We start from the raw sequence: 18,703 nt of genomic DNA on the forward strand, positions 1-18,703 counted from the left end.
GAGGTGGCGTTCCAGCCGTGTCCTCGCCGGTGAGGGAGGACCGGACGCCACTCCGGCTCCACGCAGGGGGACGGCTTCCACGCCCGCACCCGCACGGACCCGGCAGCACGCGGGCCGCCACGAGCGGCCCGGCCTCCAGTACGTAAGGAAGAACCATCATGCGCGGTGCAGTGATCCACGCCCCCGGCGACGTCCGCTTGGAGACGCTGGACGACCCGAAGATCCTCACACCCACCGACGCGATCATCCGCACGGCCGTCTCCTGCGTGTGCGGGTCCGACCTGTGGCCCTGGCGTGGTCTCGAGCCGATCGGCGACCCGCACCCGATGGGGCACGAGTACGTCGGCTTCGTCGAGGAGGTCGGCAGCGAGGTCACCTCGGTCAAGCCCGGCCAGTTCGTGGTCGGCTCGTTCGCCACCTCGGACAACACCTGTGCGAACTGCCGCAACGGATTCCAGTCGAACTGCCTGCACCGTGAGTTCATGAGCACCTGCCAGGCCGACTACGTCCGCATCCCCAACGCCCAGGGCACCCTGGTCGCGACCGAGCAGGTCCCGGACGAGGACCTCTGGCCCAGCCTCCTCGCCGTCTCCGACGTGATGGGTACCGGCTGGTGGGCCGCCGACGCCGCCGAGGTCGCGCCCGGCTCGACCGCCGTGGTGGTCGGAGACGGCGCGGTGGGCCTGTCGGCGGTGATCGCCGCCAAGGAGATGGGCGCTGAGCGCATCATCGCGATGAGCCGGCACGAATCCCGGCAGAAGCTCGCGCTCGAGTTCGGTGCCACCGACATCGTCTCCGAGCGCGGGGACGAGGGCATCGCGCGGATCAAGGACCTCACCGGCGGCATCGGCGCGGACAGCGTGCTCGAGTGCGTCGGCACCTCGCAGGCCATGCAGCAGGCTCTGCACTCCGCCCGTCCCGGCGGGAACGTCGGCTTCGTCGGCGTCCCCCACGAGGTCGCGATCGACGGCCAGGAGCTCTTCTTCTCCCACGTCGGCCTGCGCGGAGGCCCCGCTCCCGTGCGGCGCTACCTTCCCGAACTGATGGACCTCGTCCTGACGGGCCGCATCGAGCCGGGCAAGGTCTTCGACCTCACCCTGCCCCTGGACCAGGTCGCCGAGGGCTACAAGGCGATGGACGAACGCCGCGCCATCAAGGCTCTCCTCAAGCCCTGAACCGCCCGCTCGCCGGAGGGCCGGGACGGCATGCGCCGCCCGGCCCTCCGGCAGGCGGAGTCTCCGCCGCTCTGCGACCCGCAAAGCACCGCACGCGGTCACACCTCGGACGGCACCCGCGCCGAGGGTGGCCCTCACCCCCACCCGAGCCAGGCAAGGAGCAGCACCGTGGAACACATCACCCGGACCCCCACCGCCAAGGCGCCCGCCGAGCGCTTCACCGGCGACGTCTACCTGAACATGATCGAGACCCCCGCCGAACCCGCCCGGCTGGCGGCCGCGCTGGTGCGCTTCACGCCGGGGGCACGGACCAACTGGCACTCCCACGCCAACGGGCAGACCCTCCACATCACCGACGGTGTCGGCCTCGTCGGCACGCGCGACGGCGACGTCGTACGCGTCAGCGCGGGCGAGACCGTGAAGTGCCCGCCCGGGGAGGAACACTGGCACGGAGGCACCGACACGACCCTCATGGCCCACATCGCCATGGTCGTCGGCGACGGTCAGGGCGACGGCACCACCTGGCTCGAGCCGGTGACCGACGAGCAGTACGCCGCAGCACTCGACGCCACCCGCTGACGGACCGGGTGGGCGGCGGGGCCACGGGGGTACACCTCTATCGCCAAGGTTCGTTGTTCCTAGAATGGCCCGGTGGACGACATCGAAGCGATCGCGGCCCTGCAGGATCCTGTGCGCCGACGGCTCTACGAGTACGTGACGGCCCAGGGGCGCGAAGTCGGCCGGAACGAGGCCGCCGAGGCGACCGGGGTGGCGCGGACCCTCGCCGCGCACCACCTGGACAAGCTGACCGCCGCCGGACTTCTGGAGAGCGGCAGCCGTCGCCTGACCGGCCGCTCAGGACCTGGCGCGGGCCGCCCGGCCAAGGTGTATACACGGGCCGCCGGCGAGCGGACCGTCTCGTTGCCCGCCCGCGACTACCGCACGGCCGCCGAACTCCTCGCGGAGGCGGCCGAGGGGGCCGGCCTGGACGCGGAACTCTGCGCGGCCGCGCGCCGCCGGGGTGAAGCCCTGCGCGGCCCCTCGGAGCCTTGCGGAGATCTCGAAGCGGTCATGGAACTGCTGGCCGCCCGTGGTTACGAGCCTCATCTGGAGGCGGCCGAGGGTGCTACGGAAGCGGCGGAACGAGTCGTCCGGATGCGCAACTGCCCCTTTCACGCCGTCGCCGAGCGGTTTCCGCCCCTGGTGTGCGGCATGAATCTCGCGCTGATCGAGGGACTGCTGGGTGGCGACAGTGCGGTGCGTGCCCGGATGGACGCCAGGGTGGGGGAGTGCTGCGTGGCGATCGAGCCTTCTAAAAATCAAACTCATTGACATAGAAATCCGCGGCGTGCTGGGATGGGGCCATGACAGTCTCCCGGCACGTCTCGGCGCACCTGGCGCAGTTCAACCTGTCGACACTCCGTCACCCGCTCGACGACCCGCGCATGGCGCCGTTCGTCGAGATGCTCGACCCTCTGAACACCGTGGCGGACGGCACGCCCGGATTCGTGTGGCGACTGGTGAGCGAAGGCGAGAGCGATGCCACCGGCCTGCGCCCGGCCGGACAGGACGAAATCGTCAACATGTCGGTGTGGGAGACACGGGAAGCCCTGTGGGACTTCACCTACCGGAGCGGGCACCTGGACCTGCTGCGTCGGCGTCGTGAGTTCTTCGAGAAGAACGTAGAGGCGCACCTGGTCCTCTGGTGGGTGCCGGCCGGACACATTCCGACCGTCGGCGAGGCGCTGGAGCGACTCGCGGAGCTGCGGGCGAACGGCCCGACGCCGCGGGCCTTCACCTTCGCGTACTCGTACACCTCGGCCGAGGCGGCCCGGCCCCAGGCCCAGGACGTCGTGGCCGACGGGGTCTGACAGGCTGCCCCGGTCCGCCCGGTACCCGCGAGATCACGCGCGTGCCGGAGTGTGCCGGAATACTCGTGGACGTCCCGGAACACCTCAGCCGTCGCGAGGAGAAGCCCGTGTCCGTCCGCCGAGTCGTGCCCAACATCCGATCGCAGGAGCTGCCGCGGAGCAGGGAGTTCTACGGCCGGCTGGGACTGGAGGAGGTCATGAACCACGGCTGGATCATGACGCTCGCCTCCCCGTCCAGCCCCGCGGCGCAGGTCAGCGTCATGACCGATGACAGGACCGCTCCGGTCACTCCTGATCTGAGCATCGAGGTGGACGACGTGGACGCGGCCTACGTCGCCATGCGCGACAGCGGTGCGGAGATCGTCCACCCCCTCCAGGACGAGGAGTGGGGCGTGCGGCGGTTCTTCGTCCGTGATCCCGGCGGCAGGGTGGTCAACGTGCTGAGCCATCGCTGACCACCCCGCCGCCGCGGGGTCCGGGCGCGGTGCGCTCCGGGCCCCGCGAGGACTCAGCCCCGCAGCGCGGACGCGAACACGCCCGGCAGGCGGGAGATCCGCGGATCGGCGGTGTAGGCCGTGAGGCGGGACATCGTCGTGAGGCCGGTGCGGTTGGTCACGTAGTAGGGCGGTCGGGGCGACAGGGAGGGCGAGCCGGTGAAGAGCCCTCGCGGAGCCGGTGCGAACGGTGCCCGCAGAACCGTCTTCTCCACGTCCTCGAGCATGAACGCGTTGTGGACGAATCCGACACCGCTGCCGATGTCCTGGCGGGTGTGGCCGGGGAACGCCCCCCAGGGCGTGTATCCGAGCAGGAACCCGAACGCCGACCAGCAGTTGACGCCGAGTGTGCCGTACCGCAGTGCGTCGACCGCCTCGTCCACGGCGGCGCGGTGGGCGCGCTCCGTCCTGGGGTGGACCAGCAGCGTGGCCCCGAGGGTGCCGGGCAGCCTGTCGTTGGCGAACTCCGTCGCGGCGCGCAGGAACTGGGGCGCGTCCTCGCCCGGCAGCCGCACCACACCGAGGGCGCTGGCGAAGACCTCGTCCCTGAGCATCGTGTCGTCGTCGGCGGTGATGTCCGGAACGAGGACGCGGCAGGTCTCGTCGCCGAACGTCTCCGCCTCCGGGTGGGCGCCGGTCACCGCGCCCAGACGGTCCGCGGCACCGGGGTAGTAGTCGCCGCGCCGGGGCAGTTCGCGCAGCACCCGGCGGATCTCGGTGAGCAGCCGCTCGGTGCCGTCCCAGTGCCGCGGGACGAGCAGGATCTGCGTGGCGACGCAGTTGTGACCCGAGTTGTTCAGCTTGCTGGTGACGATGTGCTCCGCCTGGAAGCGGAAGTCGGCCGCGCTCCACGGGCCGGGCGTCACGATGCAGGGGCTGACTCCGCCCAGCTCGCTGGTGAACGGCTTCTCGTTGACGGGGGTGTCGGCCCGCCGGCGCTCCTCGCCGCCCTCGCCGGTGCCCCACACGATGGCGTCATGGGTGCGCTCGCTGCCGGTGACGTGGATGGAGTCGACGGCGTCGTGGGTGGTGAGGTACGCGCCCTCGGCTGCGCCGCCGTCCACGAACCGCACCCAGCCCGCATCCACGAACTCCGTGAAGACCTTCTCGAAGTGCGGCCGCAGGTGGGCGTTGACCGGGTTCATCTTTGCGAGGACGACCTGGCCCTCGACGTACAGCTTGTGCAGGATGTCGAGCGGTGTGATGGCCGGGACGTTCCCGGCGCCGAGCACCAGCGCGACGGCCGTCCTGCCGGGCCGGCCGCGGTACTCGCCCGCGGCGCGGGACAGGACCTGGTCGCGGGTGGTGCCCGGCAGCGTCCGGACCTCGGCGGTGAATCCGCTGAGCAGCAGACGGTCGGAGACCGTGGCGGGGAACACGTCGGCGACCGTACGGCCGTTCCGCGTGCGTACGGCACGGGAGGCCACGGGGTCCTTCCCGGCGGCCAGGCGGCGCAGTACGTGCAGATACGCGCTCACGGTCTGCGCCAGCGCCCAGGGAGCGGTGACCCAGTCCTCGGCGGCCCAGTCGGACGAGGGTTCGTAGCCCTTGGCACTCGCGGAGCCGGCGGCCATGGCGGGGGCCTCGTCACCGATGCGGGGGAGCATCCGTTCCAGAAGGCCGATGCGTTCGGCGAGCGGCAGCGCGGTCCACGACCCCGCGTGGTCACGCAGGTCGGAGAGCGCGGTGTCGAGGAGAGCGGTGTCGAGCGGGGGTGCGGCGGTCACGGGCGAACTCCGGTGGGGGTGGGTGAGGGGGGGGTGAGGCGGCGTCAGGCGGCGAGTCGTGCGATGTCGCGGGCGGGATCGACGAGGAGGAAGGACGCCGCCGCGCCCACGGCGAGCAGCCCGCCGGACAGCAGGACGGCGCTCTGGTAGCCGTCGTTGCCCTGGGCGTCGACGAGGGCTCCGACGAGCGCGGGGGCGGCCAGTCCCGCCGCCGTCACGACCGCGTTCATGGTCCCCAGGGCGCCACCGCCCCGGGCCGGCGGTGCCAGTTCGGCGACGGTGGTCGCGGCGACCGTGGCGTACGAACCGCCGAAGCCGAAACCGAGGGCGATCAGAAGGGTCTTCGCGGCTGTGCCGTCGACGAACGGCAGCGCCGCACAGCAGGCCGCGCCGATCGCCAGGATCCAGCCGCCGACCCAGCCCCGGGCGCGGCGGCTGCCGACGCCCCGCCGCATCAGCCGCCCGGTGACTCCGGCCTGCGCGAGGAGTACGACCGCGCCGATCGCCCAGGGGGCGACGACGACGAGACCGGCCGACCCGGCCGAGTAGCCGAGGGCGTTGCGCAGGTAGGACGGCAGCCACACCAGCATGAGGGCGACGGTCCAGTAGCTGGTGAAGTAGGCGAGGGTCGTCCCGATCCAGGTGCGGCTGGCGAAGATCCTCCTGTACGGCACGGCCGGCCGTTCCTCTTCCTCGCGCCCGGACACGGTGGCCGCCGTGCGGTGGCGTCCGTCCGCGCCGAGCACGGCCCAGGCGGCGGCCCAGAGGACCCCCGCCGCGGCGAGCACCCACAGCGCCGCCCGCCAGCCGTGGTTCTGGATCACCCAGGACAGCCCGGGGGCCGAGACGATCACCCCGAGGGTGACGCCGAGTGTGATCAGGGCTCCGGGCAGATTGCGACGGTGGTCCGGGAAGAAGGCCAGCGTGGCCTGCTGGGCGACAGGGAAGGCAGGCCCCTCGGCGGCGCCGAGGAAGACGCGGGACGCGACCAGCACGGCGAGGCCTCCGCCGACGGCCGCCGGTACCTGGGCCACGGACCACATGACCGCCATGATCAGGAGGAGCAGCTTCGGCGACATCCGGTCGGCGGCCAGACCGACGACGACCGCGGCCACGGAGAAGAGCAGGAAGAACGCGCTGTTGGCGAGCCCGAACTGGGTGGCGCTCAGATGGAGGTCCGCACGGATCTCGTCGCCGGCGAGGCCGAGCACCGACTTGTCCGCGAAGTTGACCATCATGAAGACCACGAGCAGGACGGTCACCGTCCAGGCGCGCCGTCCGCCGTCACCGGTGGCCTCGGCGGCCCCCGTCGACGGCTGGGGCACTGTGGGTACCGCGGTCATGGCGTGCTCCTGGGGGAGTGGGAGAGGAAGGGACGGTCAGGACAGCGGAACACCGGCGATGGCGATGCGTTCCATCACCCGGCGCTGCGGGAAGTAGTCGTTGACCGCGTAGTGCTGGGTGGCGATGTTGTCCCAGATCGCGATGGAGTCGGCCTCCCAGCGGAAGCGGATCTGGAACTCGGGGATACGCGCCTGGAGCACCAGGACGTCCAGGAGTTCACGGTTCTCCGCCTCGGACAGGCCCTTGATGTACCGCGTGAACGGCTCGTTCACGTACAGGGTCTTCCGGCCGCTGCGCGGGTGGCGTACGACGACGGGGTGTTCGACCTGCGGCCAGCTCTCACGGAACGAGGTCTTCTGCTCCTCGTTCATGAGGGCTCCCCAGCTCGCCTCCCAGTCGTGTACGGCGGTGAGTTCCTCGATCCGTGCCTTGAGGTCGTCGGGCAGGTTGTCGTAGGCGGCCGCCATGTCCGCCCACATGGTGTCGCCACCGGCTGCGGGCACCTCGACGGCCCGCAGGACCGCGCCGAGCGACGGGTTGGCCATGAAGGAGTGATCGCTGTGCCAGATGTTCTTGTTGCCCGCCGCCTTCGCGTCCTTGGCGAGGCGGGAGATGCCCGGCGTCCCGGTCTGCGCGAAGAAGGGGTTGGACTCCGGAGGCCCCCACAGGCCGGACAGGGCGAGCTGGTGCTCGGCGTTGAAACCGGTCTGCCCGCGGAAGAAGATCACCTTCCACTCGAGCAGGGCCTGCCGCAGCTCCTCCGCCAGTTCCTCGCTCACGGGCCGGGTCAGGTCGACTCCGCCGAGCACCGCACCGAAGTGCGGGGTGAGCGGAGCGACGTCGAGCAGCCGGTACTCGAACGGGGCGGCACCGGGCGCCACCCTGTCCAGGACACGGCTCCCGTAGTGCATGAGGGGCTTGTCGAGCACGGGCCTGGGGTTTGTCACAGGGGTCGAGGCGACGGCCTGCATGGGTACCTCCCGAGGGCGGAATCCGATTACGTAACCGGCAGTATCGATATCTGCGGTGAGGCGGGTCAAGGGGTTGGGAGGACTTGATTCCGGTGGATTTCCCGGGCCGCGGACCGGGCCTTCGCAGGGCATGGCGAAGCGGCGCACGCGGGCGACGGCCCTGCGTGCGCGACGAGTTCATCCGCGGTTCGAGCGGGTGGCCCGACGTCCGGCCGGGGGGAACGGTCTGGTCGGGGGGTGGCCGAAGGTCCCGCCGTGGGGGGGCCGACAACCGAGGCGCCGGCACGGCCGGGGGAAGCCTTACGGCTGAGTGCTCACCGCTCGGCCGACCATGTCCACCACGGATTCCACCAGCGACGCGTCGGGCATCCGCTGCTCGCCGACCATGCGGAAGACCAGCGCCGCCGCCACAAGGGTGGCGGCGTCCGCGACGTCGATGTCCGGCCGGACGTCGCCACGCTCGACCCCTCGCTCCAGCAGGTGCCGGGTCTCGCTCATGACGCGCGAGGTGTATTCCTGGTAGGCCCCCGGCTCCGCTCCGGCCTCCGCGGCGGAACCGATCACGCCGGCCAGCAGCCGGTCGACGCCCGGCCGGCGGTAGGCCTCCATGCGCGCGGTCAGTACCGCCCTCAGTTCGGCGCGGAAGTCACCCATGTCGGGGACGGTCAGCGGAGCGATCCGCGACTCGGCCGCGGCGATGACGAGATCCTGCTTGGTGGGCCAACGGCGGTACATGGCGGGCTTGCTGACGCCGGCGCGGGCGGCCACCGCATCCATGGTCAGCGCGCCCATGCCGCTCTCCGCCACCAGTTCCACGACGGCGTCGAGGACTGCACGCGTGACGTGTGCCTGGCGGGGCCGTCCCGGCCCCCTCCGTGTCCCCTGCGCCTGCTCGTCGGCCATGCGGTGACCCTACGCGCTGTCCGGACCCCGCTGTGCCGGGGGTGCTGCTCAGCCGGCCGTGGCGGGCACGGCGGCCGCGGTCAGTTCCGCCCGCAGCACGTGCTTGGTGATCTTCCCCGAGGGTGTGCGGGGGAGATCCTTCCGCAGTACGACCTCGCGCGGGATCTTGTAGCGGGCGATGCGTGTGTCCAGCCAGGCGCGAACCCCGGCAAGGTCCGGTTCCGTGCCGTCGCGAGGGACGACGACGGCCACGACCGTCTCCCCCCACTGAGGGTGCGGGCGGCCCACGACGGCGACGTCGAGGATGTCCGGGTGGCCGCGCAGCGCGCCCTCCACCTCCTGCGACGCGACGTTCTCACCTCCCGTGATGATGATGTCCTTCATCCGGTCGACGAGAGTGACGAAGCCGTCCTCGTCGACCCGTCCGAGGTCCCCGCTGCGGTACCAGTCACCCACGAAGACCTCGGCGGTGGCGGCCTCGTCGTCGAGGTACCCCACCATCCGGGTGTCCGACCGCAGCCAGATCTCGCCGGACTCCCCGGCCTCGGCGTCCGCTCCGTCGGGCCGCACGACCCGCAGGTCCACCCCCGGCATACCCCCACGGCCGATCGAACCGGCCTTCGCCACCTGCTCGTCGGGGGAGAGCGACGCCCCCACCGGGCCGGTCTCGCTCATCCCGTACACCTGGTGGAAGTTCTCGGAGCCGTACGCCTTCATCAGGAGCCGCGTGGTGTCCGCGTCCAGCGGGCCGGCGCCGTAGATCCAGGAGCGGACGGAGGTCAGGTCGAAGCTGCCGAGATCCGCGACCGTCTGCACCGGGGCGATGAAGGCGATCGGGGCGCCGAAGACCGCGGTGATCCGTTCCCGCTCGATGGTCTCCAGCATGGTGCGGGGCTCGTACTCGCGCTGCAGGACGACGGTCGCGCCGAGCAGCAGGGTGCCCATGGTCCAGTTGTTCAGCGGGGAGGCGTGCCAGATCGGCATGCAGATCAGGAACCGCTCGTCCCGCCGGAGCGGGACGGTCGCCGCCGTGTAGGTGGCCGTGAGGGCGACGGTGCGGTGGGTGTGCACGCAGCCCTTGGGGTTCCCCGAGGTGCCCGAGGTGTAGAGGATCTGGGCGACGTCCGTGTCCGGTCCCGGCTCGCCCTGCCACGGCTCGGCGCGCGCCAGCAGGGATTCGAAGGAGTCCGCGGGCAGGGATTCCGGGCCGGTGCCGGGGTGGCTGATCAGCCACTTCGCGTCCACATCGGCCGAGAACGCGTTCTCCTGGATCTCCGCGTCCACGACGCCGAGCCGGGCCCCGCAGTGCCGCAGCTGCCGCTCGACCTCCGCCGCCCGGAACTTGTGGTTCACCGGCACCAGGGTCGCCCCCGCGTACCAGGCGCCGAACGCGGCGAACAGGAAGGCGGGGGTGTTGTGCGTCATCACGGCCAGCCGGTCGCCAGGCCTCAGCCCGGCCTCCCGGAGCACCGTGGCCGCCCGCCGGGCGGCATCGGCGAACTCCCGGTAGGTCCAGCGCTGCTCGCCGTGGACCACCGCTTCCTTGTCACCGGCCGAGCGAACCGCGCTGTCCAGCAGGGCACTGAGGTGCATCACATTCTCCTGACGGGCCTGGGCGGCGGAAACCGACCGTGGCGGGAAACTTTGAATGATGGTTCACTTCTTTCATGGCCTACCGCAAGACCCCAGCCGAAATCAGTCGACTCGAAGCCGCACGGGAGCACCTCATCACCTGTGCCACCGAGGTCGTCGCGGATGTGGGCTGGTCACAGGCGTCCGTGGCCGCCGTCGCGGACGCGGCGGGCATCGCCGCCGGCTCGGTGTACCAGCACTTCTCGTCCAAGGCGGCGCTGGCCGTCGAGGTCTTCCGGCGCGCAGCCGGACGCGAGGTGGAGGTGCTCGGCGAGGTCCTGCACGGCCCGGGCGACCCGGTCGAGCGGCTGCGCCTGGGCGCCGAGGTCTTCGCCCGTCGCGCCCTGGAGAACAGGGGCCTCGCCTACGCCCTGCTTGCCGCACCGGCCGAGCCCGCCGTCGGAGCCGAGCGGCTCGACTTCCGGCGACGCTACCGAGCTCTGTTCGCCGAGATCGTCCATCAGGGCGTGACGGCCGGACAACTCCCGCCCCAGAACGCCGCGATCACCGCCGCGGCGCTGACCGGTGCGATCGGCGAGGTGCTCGTCGACCCGCTCGGGACCCCCGAGGCGAGCGCCACCGACGACCTGCTCGCCGATCTCACCGCCACAGCGCTGAGGTGCGCCGGCGCCCCGACGCACTGACCCCAACCGCCCCCGGAGGAAGCCACCATGACGACCAGCGGTCCCGCCACCCACGAGGTGACCAACCAGGCCCCGCCCCTCGCGGGCCACGACGTCGCGGACGATCCGGTCCTCGTCGAGGCCGTGCGGCGGGAGGGAGCGGCCTGGCACCTGGACGACCTGCACCGGCTCGGCCGCGTCGTAGGCTCCGAGGAGGCACAGCACTGGGCGGACCAGGCCAACCGGCACGAGCCCGAACTGCGCACGCACGACCGCTACGGCCACCGGATCGACGAGGTGGAATTCCACCCCACCTACCACTCCCTGATGGACATGTCGGTCGGCGCGGGGCTGGCCGGCGCCGCCTGGGCGGACGAACGGCCCGGCGCACACGTGGCCAGGGCGGCGGGGTTCATGCTGGCCGGCACCGTGGAGCCGGGACACCTGTGCCCGGTCTCCATGACGTACGCCGTCGTCCCCGCCCTCCGCCACGCACCCGACCTCGCCAAGATCTACGAGCCCCTGCTCACCAGCCGTGTCTACGAGCCGGGTCTGCGCACCCCCACGGCGAAGGCCGGGCTTCTCGCCGGGATGGGCATGACGGAGAAGCAGGGCGGCACCGACGTCCGGGCCAACACCACGACCGCCGCCGAACAGCCCGACGGAACCTGGCGGCTGCGCGGACACAAGTGGTTCACCAGCGCCCCGATGAACGACCTCTTCCTCGTGCTCGCCCAGGCGCCCGGCGGCCTGTCCTGCTTCCTCGTCCCACGCATACTGCCCGACGGCACCCGCAACACCTTCCGCATCCAGCGCCTGAAGGACAAGCTGGGCAACCGGTCCAACGCGAGCAGTGAGCCCGAGTTCGACGGAACGGTCGCCTGGCTCGTGGGGGAGGAGGGCAAGGGCGTACGGACCATCATCGACATGGTGACCATGACCCGGCTCGACTGCGTACTGGGCTCCGCCGCCGGCACCCGGGCCGCCCTCGCGCAGGCGGCGCACCACACCCGGCACCGCTCGGTGTTCGGTGCCAAGCTGATCGACCAGCCGCTGATGCGCAACGTCCTCGCCGACCTCTCGCTGGAGTCCGAGGCGGCCACCTCCCTCGCCCTGCGGCTGGCGGGCGCCACCGACCGGGCCCAGCGTGGCGACTCCCAGGAGCGCGCGTTCCTCCGCGTGGCCACGGCGGTCGCCAAGTACTGGGTGTGCAAGCGCCAGCCCGTCGCGGTCGCCGAGGCGCTGGAGTGCCTCGGCGGCAACGGGTACGACGAGGCGTCAGGCATGCCCCGCCTCTACCGGGAGGCGCCGCTCAACGGCATCTGGGAGGGGTCCGGCAACGTCAACGCCCTCGACCTGCTGCGGGCGCTGTCCCGTGAGCCCGAATCCCTGGAGGCCTTCCGCGCGGAGATCGAACAGGCGGCCGGCGCCGACCACCGGCTGGACGCCGCCTGGCGGGAGCTCCGGAACGAACTGACCCTCACCGAGGACGCCCCGCTGCGCGCCCGCCGGATCATCGAACGCGCGGCGCTCGTGCTGCAGGGGGCACTCCTGGTCCGCCACGCGCCCTCCGCGGTCGCCGACGCCTTCTGCGGCTCGCGTCTCGCGGGGAACCACGGAATGGCCTTCGGCACCCTGGAGCCGGGAACCGACTTCGCCGCCCTGCTGGAGCGGCTCCCGGCCTGAGCGGTGCGCCGAGCCCGCTGCCTCTGTCCGCGCCCCCGGTGACCGGAGCCCCCCGGAGCTCACCAGGCTTCGGACTCCGCCGCGGCCGAGGGGGAGTCCGCCCGTCCGGCCGTGTCCGGCCGGGCGGACTCCGAGCGCACCCGCCCCGCGATCCACGGCAGGAACAGGACGGACAGCATCGCGGCGCCGACCATCGACGCGGCCTCGTTCGACGCGAGGATCTTCTGGTCCACCCCGATCGTGGTGATCGCGACGACGAGGGGGAGGCAGGTCGAGGCGAAGAGAGCCAGTCCTGTCCGGTCGGGGCGACCCAGATCCTTCGGGGCGAGTGCATGGACCGGGACACCCCGGACGAGGAGGAACAACAGCAGGAACAGCGGTACCACCATCAGGTCCGCCAGATTGTCCAGCAAGGCCGCGAGGTCGAACTCGATGCCGGTGACCACGTAGAACAACGGCACCAGGAAGCCGAAACCCATCGCCTCGACCTTGCCCAGGACCTGGTCGCTGCTGGCAGGCGCGGCGCGGCGCAGGACGAGACGGGTGACGACACCCGCGGCGAAGGCGCCCAGCAGCACGTCCAGACCGAATGCCTCCGCCAGGCCCAGCATGCACGCCAGCAGGAGCATGACGAAGCGGACGGCGAACTGCCCGCTGCTGTGCAGCGTCCGCTCCGTCAGCCGGCCGAACCACGGCGGCCGCGGGCGCAGCGCCCAGAAGACGGCAACGGCCGCGATCGCCCCGAAGGCCGCGAGGAGCGCGGCCGACTCGGCCGGGCGGCGTCCGCTGAGGAGCAGCGCGATGGCGACGACGGGCCCGAACTCCCCGACGGCACCGACCGCGGTCATGACCGTGCCGAAGCGGCCTTTCAGCTCGCCGCGGTCCCTCAGCATCGGCAGCACCGTCCCGAGCGCCGTACTCGTCAGCGCGGTGCCGATGACGAACGCCTTGAACGTGTCCCCACCGCTGATCAGGAAGCCCAAGGCAATGCCTGAGGCGAGCGAGATCAGCCAGGCCCCCAGGGAGCGGCGCAGAGTGTCCCCGCGGACCGCGGCGAAATCGATCTCGTACCCGGCCAGGAAGATCAGCATCGACAGCCCGAGGTCGGCGAGCGTGTCGACGACCTGGTCGGGCTCGGCCCAGCCCAGTACGTCGGGGCCGATGAGGATGCCCAGGGCGATCTCGAAGACGACCAGCGGGACGGGGAACCTGCGTCTGGTCGAATAGACCAGCAGGGGGGCCAGCACGGCGGCGGCCATGATGAGGACGAGGGTGCCCGGATGGGTCATGAAGCGCCGCCGTGGTGCCGGGTCACGGGGTGACGACGGCGAAGTCGGGGTCGGGTGCGCCGAGGTGGCCCAGGAGATTCGCCAGGAGCGTGGCTTCGCCCGTCACCTCCACGTCCTTCCGCTCCAGCAGTTCTCCGGGGCCGACGGATCCGAGAAGGAGGGTGCGCAGAGCCGGCTCGTCGAGAGCGATCTCGAGATCCGGGCGGCCGGCGGACGGGCCGGTGCCCGTGGTGTGGGTGAGGACGCCGTTGTGGAGCCGCAGCGTCACGGGATCGCCGCCTCTGATGCGGAAGAGCACCGTGATGTCGGCGTCCCAGGCACGCGGTCCGTCCACGCGGATGGCGAGCGAGTCGTAGAGCTGGTCGAGGGTCAGGGCCGCCAGCACATCGGGGGAGGCCGTGGCGGTGGGGGTGCCGACGGAGCCGTGGCGAAGCTCCAGGGCGCCGCTGAGGTAGAAGTTGCGCCAGGTGCCGTTCTCGCTGCCGTACCCCAGCTGCTCGAAGGCGTCCGCCTGCAGTTCGCGGGCGGACGCGTTGTCCGGATCCGCGAAGATCACATGGTTGACGACCTGGACCACCCATCGGAAGTCGCCCGCCTCGAAGGACTGCCGGGCTCTCCGCAGGACCTCGTCCGCGCCGCCCATGAACTCCACGTACCGGGAGGACGCCTCGGCAGGCGGGTGCTCCCACAGATGCGCGGGGTTACCGTCGAACCAGCCCAGGTAGCGCTGGTAGACGGCCTTGGTGTTGTGACTGACCGAGCCGTAGTAGCCGTGCGTGTGCCAGGCGCGCTCCAGGGCCGGGGGCATCTCCATCCTCTCGGCGATCTCCAGGGCCGTCATGCCCTGGTTGAGCATCCGCAAGGTCTGGTCGTGCAGGTACGCGTAGAGGTCGCGCTGCTCGGACAGGAAGCGCTGGAGCCGGTCCCGGCCCCAGACGGGCCAGTGGTGGGAGGCGAAGGCCACGTCCGAGGAATCGGTGAACAGATCGATGGCCTCGGTGAGATAACGCGCCCACACCCGTGGGTCGCGGACCTCCGCACCGCGCAGGGTCAGCAGGTTGTGCAGATTGTGGGTCGCGTTCTCCGCCATGCACAGCGCCCGGAGATCCGGGAAGTGGATGTTGAGCTCCGCCGGGGCCTCGGTGCCGGGGGTGAGCTGGAAGACCATCCGGATGCCGTCGACCGTCTCCGTCTGCCCGGTGCGGGTGATGTCGAGGGTCGGCGGGATGAGACCGACCGCACCCGTGGAGACGGTCTGGCCCAGCCCCGCGCCGACCTGCCCCCGCTCACCCTTGGGGAGCGCGGCGCCGTACATGTAGGCGGCACGCCGGCTCATGGCCGTGCCCGCGTAGACGTTCTCGCTGACGGCGTGCTCGAGGAAGCCCTCGGGCGCGAGGATCGGAACACCCGCTGCCACATCCTCGTCGGCGACGACGCCCCGCACACCGCCGAAGTGGTCGACATGGCTGTGCGTGTAGAGGACTCCGGTGACCGGCCGGTCACCGCGGTGGGCGCGGTACAGGGCCAGCGCGGCCGCGGCCGTGCCGGCGCAGACCAGCGGGTCGATCACCAGGACGCCTCGGTCACCCTCCACGAGCGTCATGTTGGACAGGTCGAACCCGCGCACCTGGTAGATGCCCTCGACGACTTCGAACAGCCCGTGGTCCGCGACCAGTCGGCTCTGCCGCCACAGGCTGGGGTTCACCGTGTCGGGGCAGTCCTGCGAGAGGAACCCGTACGCGCCCAGGTCCCACACGGCGCTCCCGTCCTCCGCGCGGATCACGTTCTCCGACGCCGTGCCGAGGAAGCCGCGGCGCACGTCCTCCAGGTCCTGGGTGTCGTCGAACGGCAGGTGCTCCCGCGCCGCCCGGTTGGCCTGTGCGATCTTCTGCTCCGCGGGTCTGGCATCCGTGTTCCGTGACATCGGGGCGCTCCTTCGCAGGTGGCGCACCGCGGCCGGAGCCCGACGGCGCGCACGGTCGCTGCCACCCTCACCCGTCAGGAGCGGGCGGGCCACCGGAGCTGGGCCGACAGGAGGACCGGCGCCCCACGGGCAGGCCGTGCGCAGGGGACAGCACTCCGGGCCGGGCGCCCCGCGTCGTGGGGAGGGCGTGCCCGGCTCGTTCGCGTCGTGGGGGAGGCGCGGCTCGCCGCCGTGGCCGACCTGGAGACCCCGCTACCCCAGACCCGTCTCGGGCCGGCAGATCTGGCATGCCTCGATGTCCGGCTCCGCCAGCGCGACCATCGCCTCCTCGCGGCTGATGTAGCCGAAGTCGTTCCTGTACAAGGTGCACGAGCCCCGGTGCAGCAACGCGCTGTCGCTGGAGCGCTGCGGCTGGATCTTCCAAGACCGCTCGGCCCGCGCCTGCTCCCGCCGGAGCCTGGACTGCTTCTCCTCCGCCTCCAGCTCGCGGACCTTCTGGTCCGCGCACCTAAGCTGCCATGCGAGGTACTCCCGCGTGGTCCGCCACTTGTCCAGCCGGGAGAGCCCGTCGTGATCAGTCATCGGGCTCGGGCCGCCCTGGCAGTACGGCCGGAGCCGGTGGCCCCGGCGCGCGTCCACTCCGTACACCCGGTGCCCGCCGCGGAGCCCCGGAGCGGGTGGGCGGGCGTCGCGGTCCCGATGGCGGCGGAAGGGTGTCGCGCGGTGGACCGGGCATCGCGCGGGTCCTGGGAGCAGGTACAGGTGGTCACACCGGAAGGGTACGTCTGTTCGATTTATGGATGCGAGTGCGTACCGGTGTCCGTCGGTGCCGCGGAGCGCTCAGGGGGAGGCGAGCCGGGCGCCGTGCGGGTAGCGGTCGGCGTGGGCCAATAGGGTGTCCCGCATGTCTGTCACGTTGAGCTCCACCAGGACCCGCGCGGCCCTGCGCACATCGGCGCGCGTCTCCGTCGAGCTGCTCCTCGTCCTTGTCATGACCGCGGTCTCTCTCTGGCTCCTCGGGCGTATGTGGTCGGTCGTCTGGCCGCTCGTCGTCGGGCTCCTGCTCACCACCCTGACGTGGCCCGCCGCCCGCCGCCTGCGCCGGTGGGGATGGCACCCCGCTCTCGCCGCATCGGTGGTGACATTGCTGTTCCTGCTGGTCGCGGTGGGGGTGGTGGCACTGATCGCCGTTCCGGTCGCCTCCCAGTCCGGGGAGCTGGCGGACGGGGTCGTCGAGGGCATCCAGAGGCTGCGCGAGTGGGCTTCCGGGCCGCCCCTCAACATCGGCGACGACCAGATCACCGGTGCGTTCGACTCGGCGACCGCCCGCATCCAGGACAGCGTCGGCAGCATGGTCACCACCGTCGTCACGGGAGTGAGCACGGTGGTCAACGGGGTGGTGACCGCGGTACTGGCGGTCTTCCTCATGTTCTTCATGCTCAAGGACGGCACCCGCTTCCTGCCGTGGCTCGGACGCCAACTCCCCGGTCGCCTGGCCACCGACGTCCCCGTCGTCGCGGATCGCGCCTGGTCGACGCTGGGCGAATTCGTCCGCTCCCAGGCGTACGTCGGACTGCTCGACGCCGTGCTCATCGGAATCGGCCTCTGGGTCGTCGGGGTTCCACTCGTGCTCCCGCTCGCCGTGCTGACGTTCGTGTCCGCGTTCGTCCCGATCGTGGGAGCCCTGTTCGCCGGATTCGTGGCCGTCCTCATCGCACTGGTGTCGAACGGGCCCACCGACGCCCTGATCGTGCTGGCGGTCATCGTCGTGGTGCAGCAGCTGGAGGGGAATGTCTTCCAGCCCATGATCCAGAGCCGCGGGCTCGGCCTGCACGCCGCTGTGGTCCTGCTGGCCGTGACCCTCGGCGGCAGTCTGGCCGGCATCGTGGGCAGTCTCCTCGCCGTCCCAGCGGCCGCGCTGATCGCGGTGGTCTGGAACTACCTGCGCGAACAGCTTGCCGAGCCGGAGGGCGACGGCGAGGACGAAGTGCCTTCGCCCCGAGGGGCTCTGGGGGACCCCGTGGCGGGCGCCTGAGGCCATGAGCAGGCCCACGCCCACCGTCCCGCTGCGGGCGGAAGGGCGTGGGCCGGGCGGGGCACCGGTCAGCCGGGTACGCACCCCACCGTCAAGCGGCCGGCCTGCTCAGGGTGTTCCACGTCCACCGTACGGAGATCCGCCGTCGCCGCCTCGGGTACGTCACCGGGGGATTCCGGACCGACCGGCGGGAGTCCGGGACGGCTTCACCCCTCCTCGGTCCTCGGCCCCCGCCCCAGCTGGGCGCGTACCCATGAGGGGTCCGGATTGACGTGGGGCCTGCCTGCCACCACGACCGTCGGCACGGTCTCGTCGCCGCCGTTGACCGTCCGTACGGCAGCCGCCCCCGCCGGGTCGCGCCAGATGTCGACCCAGTGGGCCCGGTGTGCGGCGGGGCCGAGACGGAGGCGGAGGCGCAGGCAGTACTTGCAGCCCGCCCGCCAGTAGACGACCGGCCTGCCGTCCTCCGCGCTGCGGCGTCGCGCCTCCGCGTCGGTGACCGGCCTCGGGAACACCAGTGGGGAGTTCATCCCCGCGAGCAGCCCGAAGAGCAGGAGGAAAGGAACGGCGCCGACGGCGCTCCCCCTGACGAACTGTGCGACGGCGACGAGTGTTCCGCAGGTCATGAGCAGGAGTGGCAGGATCCAGGCGCGTGTCATGGAGCCGCAGGCTACCGGTGGCCTCTCCGCGGCGGAACGGCGGTCAGGCCATCGGTCAACTGCCCTGCGCCCGGCGGGCACTGCCGGTCGCGTCGGGGTGACACCCGCCGGCCCCTGTCGGCGGCGGCCGCCGAAGGCCACCGGGAAGCCGGTGTGTCCGGCGGGCAGGTCCACCGTGTACCGGCCCGGACCGGTGCCCGGATGCGGCGAGCGGGCCTCTCCGTGGCGATGCCGTCGGACGGTCACGCCGAGGGGGCTTCAACGCGCGGGTGTGCCGGACGTGTCACTCACGGCGAGGTGGTGGTGGGGGCCGGGCCGCACCACCACCACCCAGCAGAGCCGGGGGGGGCTGAGCGGGTAGACGAAGTAC

The 18,703-nt window shown here is 71.7% G+C and carries 17 protein-coding genes; 8 read left to right on the forward strand and 9 right to left on the reverse strand.

What is annotated here, in order from left to right; translation table 11 throughout:
• Nucleotides 1–158: 158 nt before the first annotated feature.
• The 5 genes from ACGFNN_RS22450 (at nt 159) to ACGFNN_RS22470 (ending at nt 3,501) form a co-directional block, all read left to right on the forward strand.
• Nucleotides 159–1,175, forward strand: coding sequence for a zinc-dependent alcohol dehydrogenase family protein (locus tag ACGFNN_RS22450; protein ID WP_393558283.1), 1,017 nt, complete (start codon nt 159–161; stop codon nt 1,173–1,175).
• 168 nt (nt 1,176–1,343) lie between these two features.
• A complete protein-coding gene (locus ACGFNN_RS22455; protein WP_393558285.1) occupies nt 1,344–1,754 on the forward strand; it encodes a cupin domain-containing protein in 411 nt (136 codons plus the stop codon).
• Between the two features lie 72 nt (nt 1,755–1,826).
• The gene (locus ACGFNN_RS22460) at nt 1,827–2,507 is read left to right on the forward strand and encodes a helix-turn-helix transcriptional regulator (RefSeq protein WP_393558287.1); all 681 of its coding nucleotides are present in this window, start codon (nt 1,827–1,829) and stop codon (nt 2,505–2,507) included.
• A 32-nt stretch (nt 2,508–2,539) separates the two neighbouring features.
• A complete protein-coding gene (locus ACGFNN_RS22465) occupies nt 2,540–3,046 on the forward strand; it encodes a DUF3291 domain-containing protein (RefSeq protein WP_393558289.1) in 507 nt (168 codons plus the stop codon).
• A gap of 107 nt (nt 3,047–3,153) precedes the next feature.
• Entirely contained in the window at nt 3,154–3,501 is a 348-nt protein-coding gene (locus tag ACGFNN_RS22470) for a VOC family protein (RefSeq protein ID WP_393558291.1), read from the forward strand.
• 53 nt (nt 3,502–3,554) lie between these two features.
• Here the strand turns inward: ACGFNN_RS22470 and ACGFNN_RS22475 are convergent, their stop codons facing one another.
• The 5 genes from ACGFNN_RS22475 to ACGFNN_RS22495 all read right to left on the reverse strand — a co-directional run bounded on the left by ACGFNN_RS22475 (nt 3,555) and on the right by ACGFNN_RS22495 (nt 10,078).
• Nucleotides 3,555–5,267: an aldehyde dehydrogenase family protein gene (locus tag ACGFNN_RS22475; protein WP_393558293.1), complete on the reverse strand. Its 1,713-nt coding sequence runs from the start codon at nt 5,265–5,267 to the stop codon at nt 3,555–3,557.
• Nucleotides 5,268–5,311: 44 nt separating this feature from the next.
• Nucleotides 5,312–6,610: an MFS transporter gene (locus ACGFNN_RS22480; RefSeq protein ID WP_393558295.1), complete on the reverse strand. Its 1,299-nt coding sequence runs from the start codon at nt 6,608–6,610 to the stop codon at nt 5,312–5,314.
• A 36-nt stretch (nt 6,611–6,646) separates the two neighbouring features.
• A complete protein-coding gene (locus ACGFNN_RS22485) occupies nt 6,647–7,540 on the reverse strand; it encodes a TauD/TfdA dioxygenase family protein (RefSeq protein ID WP_393558297.1) in 894 nt (297 codons plus the stop codon).
• Between the two features lie 342 nt (nt 7,541–7,882).
• Nucleotides 7,883–8,485, reverse strand: coding sequence for a TetR/AcrR family transcriptional regulator (locus tag ACGFNN_RS22490; protein ID WP_362665213.1), 603 nt, complete (start codon nt 8,483–8,485; stop codon nt 7,883–7,885).
• A 48-nt stretch (nt 8,486–8,533) separates the two neighbouring features.
• Nucleotides 8,534–10,078, reverse strand: a complete 1,545-nt coding sequence (locus tag ACGFNN_RS22495) for a class I adenylate-forming enzyme family protein (protein ID WP_393558299.1) — start codon at nt 10,076–10,078, stop codon at nt 8,534–8,536.
• Nucleotides 10,079–10,152: 74 nt separating this feature from the next.
• On the opposite strand from ACGFNN_RS22495, the gene ACGFNN_RS22500 reads away from it, so the two are divergent.
• Together ACGFNN_RS22500 and ACGFNN_RS22505 are read left to right on the forward strand one after the other, a co-directional pair.
• The gene (locus ACGFNN_RS22500) at nt 10,153–10,761 is read left to right on the forward strand and encodes a TetR/AcrR family transcriptional regulator (protein WP_393558301.1); all 609 of its coding nucleotides are present in this window, start codon (nt 10,153–10,155) and stop codon (nt 10,759–10,761) included.
• A 27-nt stretch (nt 10,762–10,788) separates the two neighbouring features.
• Nucleotides 10,789–12,426, forward strand: a complete 1,638-nt coding sequence (locus tag ACGFNN_RS22505; protein ID WP_393558303.1) for an acyl-CoA dehydrogenase family protein — start codon at nt 10,789–10,791, stop codon at nt 12,424–12,426.
• Between the two features lie 59 nt (nt 12,427–12,485).
• Here ACGFNN_RS22505 and ACGFNN_RS22510 read toward each other — a convergent pair whose 3' ends face one another.
• The 3 genes from ACGFNN_RS22510 to ACGFNN_RS22520 form a co-directional block, all read right to left on the reverse strand.
• Complete coding sequence (locus tag ACGFNN_RS22510; RefSeq protein ID WP_393558305.1) at nt 12,486–13,715, reverse strand: cation:proton antiporter; 1,230 nt, start codon at nt 13,713–13,715, stop codon at nt 12,486–12,488.
• A gap of 22 nt (nt 13,716–13,737) precedes the next feature.
• On the reverse strand, nt 13,738–15,639 hold the full coding sequence (locus ACGFNN_RS22515) for an alkyl/aryl-sulfatase (protein ID WP_393558306.1): 1,902 nt from the start codon (nt 15,637–15,639) through the stop codon (nt 13,738–13,740).
• A 252-nt stretch (nt 15,640–15,891) separates the two neighbouring features.
• Complete coding sequence (locus ACGFNN_RS22520) at nt 15,892–16,221, reverse strand: DUF6233 domain-containing protein (protein WP_393558308.1); 330 nt, start codon at nt 16,219–16,221, stop codon at nt 15,892–15,894.
• 322 nt (nt 16,222–16,543) lie between these two features.
• Here ACGFNN_RS22520 and ACGFNN_RS22525 point away from each other — a divergent pair, with 322 nt between their 5' ends.
• Nucleotides 16,544–17,674, forward strand: a complete 1,131-nt coding sequence (locus ACGFNN_RS22525; protein WP_393558310.1) for an AI-2E family transporter — start codon at nt 16,544–16,546, stop codon at nt 17,672–17,674.
• Nucleotides 17,675–17,880: 206 nt separating this feature from the next.
• Here the strand turns inward: ACGFNN_RS22525 and ACGFNN_RS22530 are convergent, their stop codons facing one another.
• On the reverse strand, nt 17,881–18,333 hold the full coding sequence (locus ACGFNN_RS22530) for a glutaredoxin domain-containing protein (RefSeq protein WP_393558311.1): 453 nt from the start codon (nt 18,331–18,333) through the stop codon (nt 17,881–17,883).
• Nucleotides 18,334–18,703: the final 370 nt, after the last annotated feature.

Origin of the sequence: Streptomyces sp. NPDC048590 (assembly GCF_043199535.1) — a bacterium.
GTDB lineage: Bacteria > Actinomycetota > Actinomycetes > Streptomycetales > Streptomycetaceae > Streptomyces.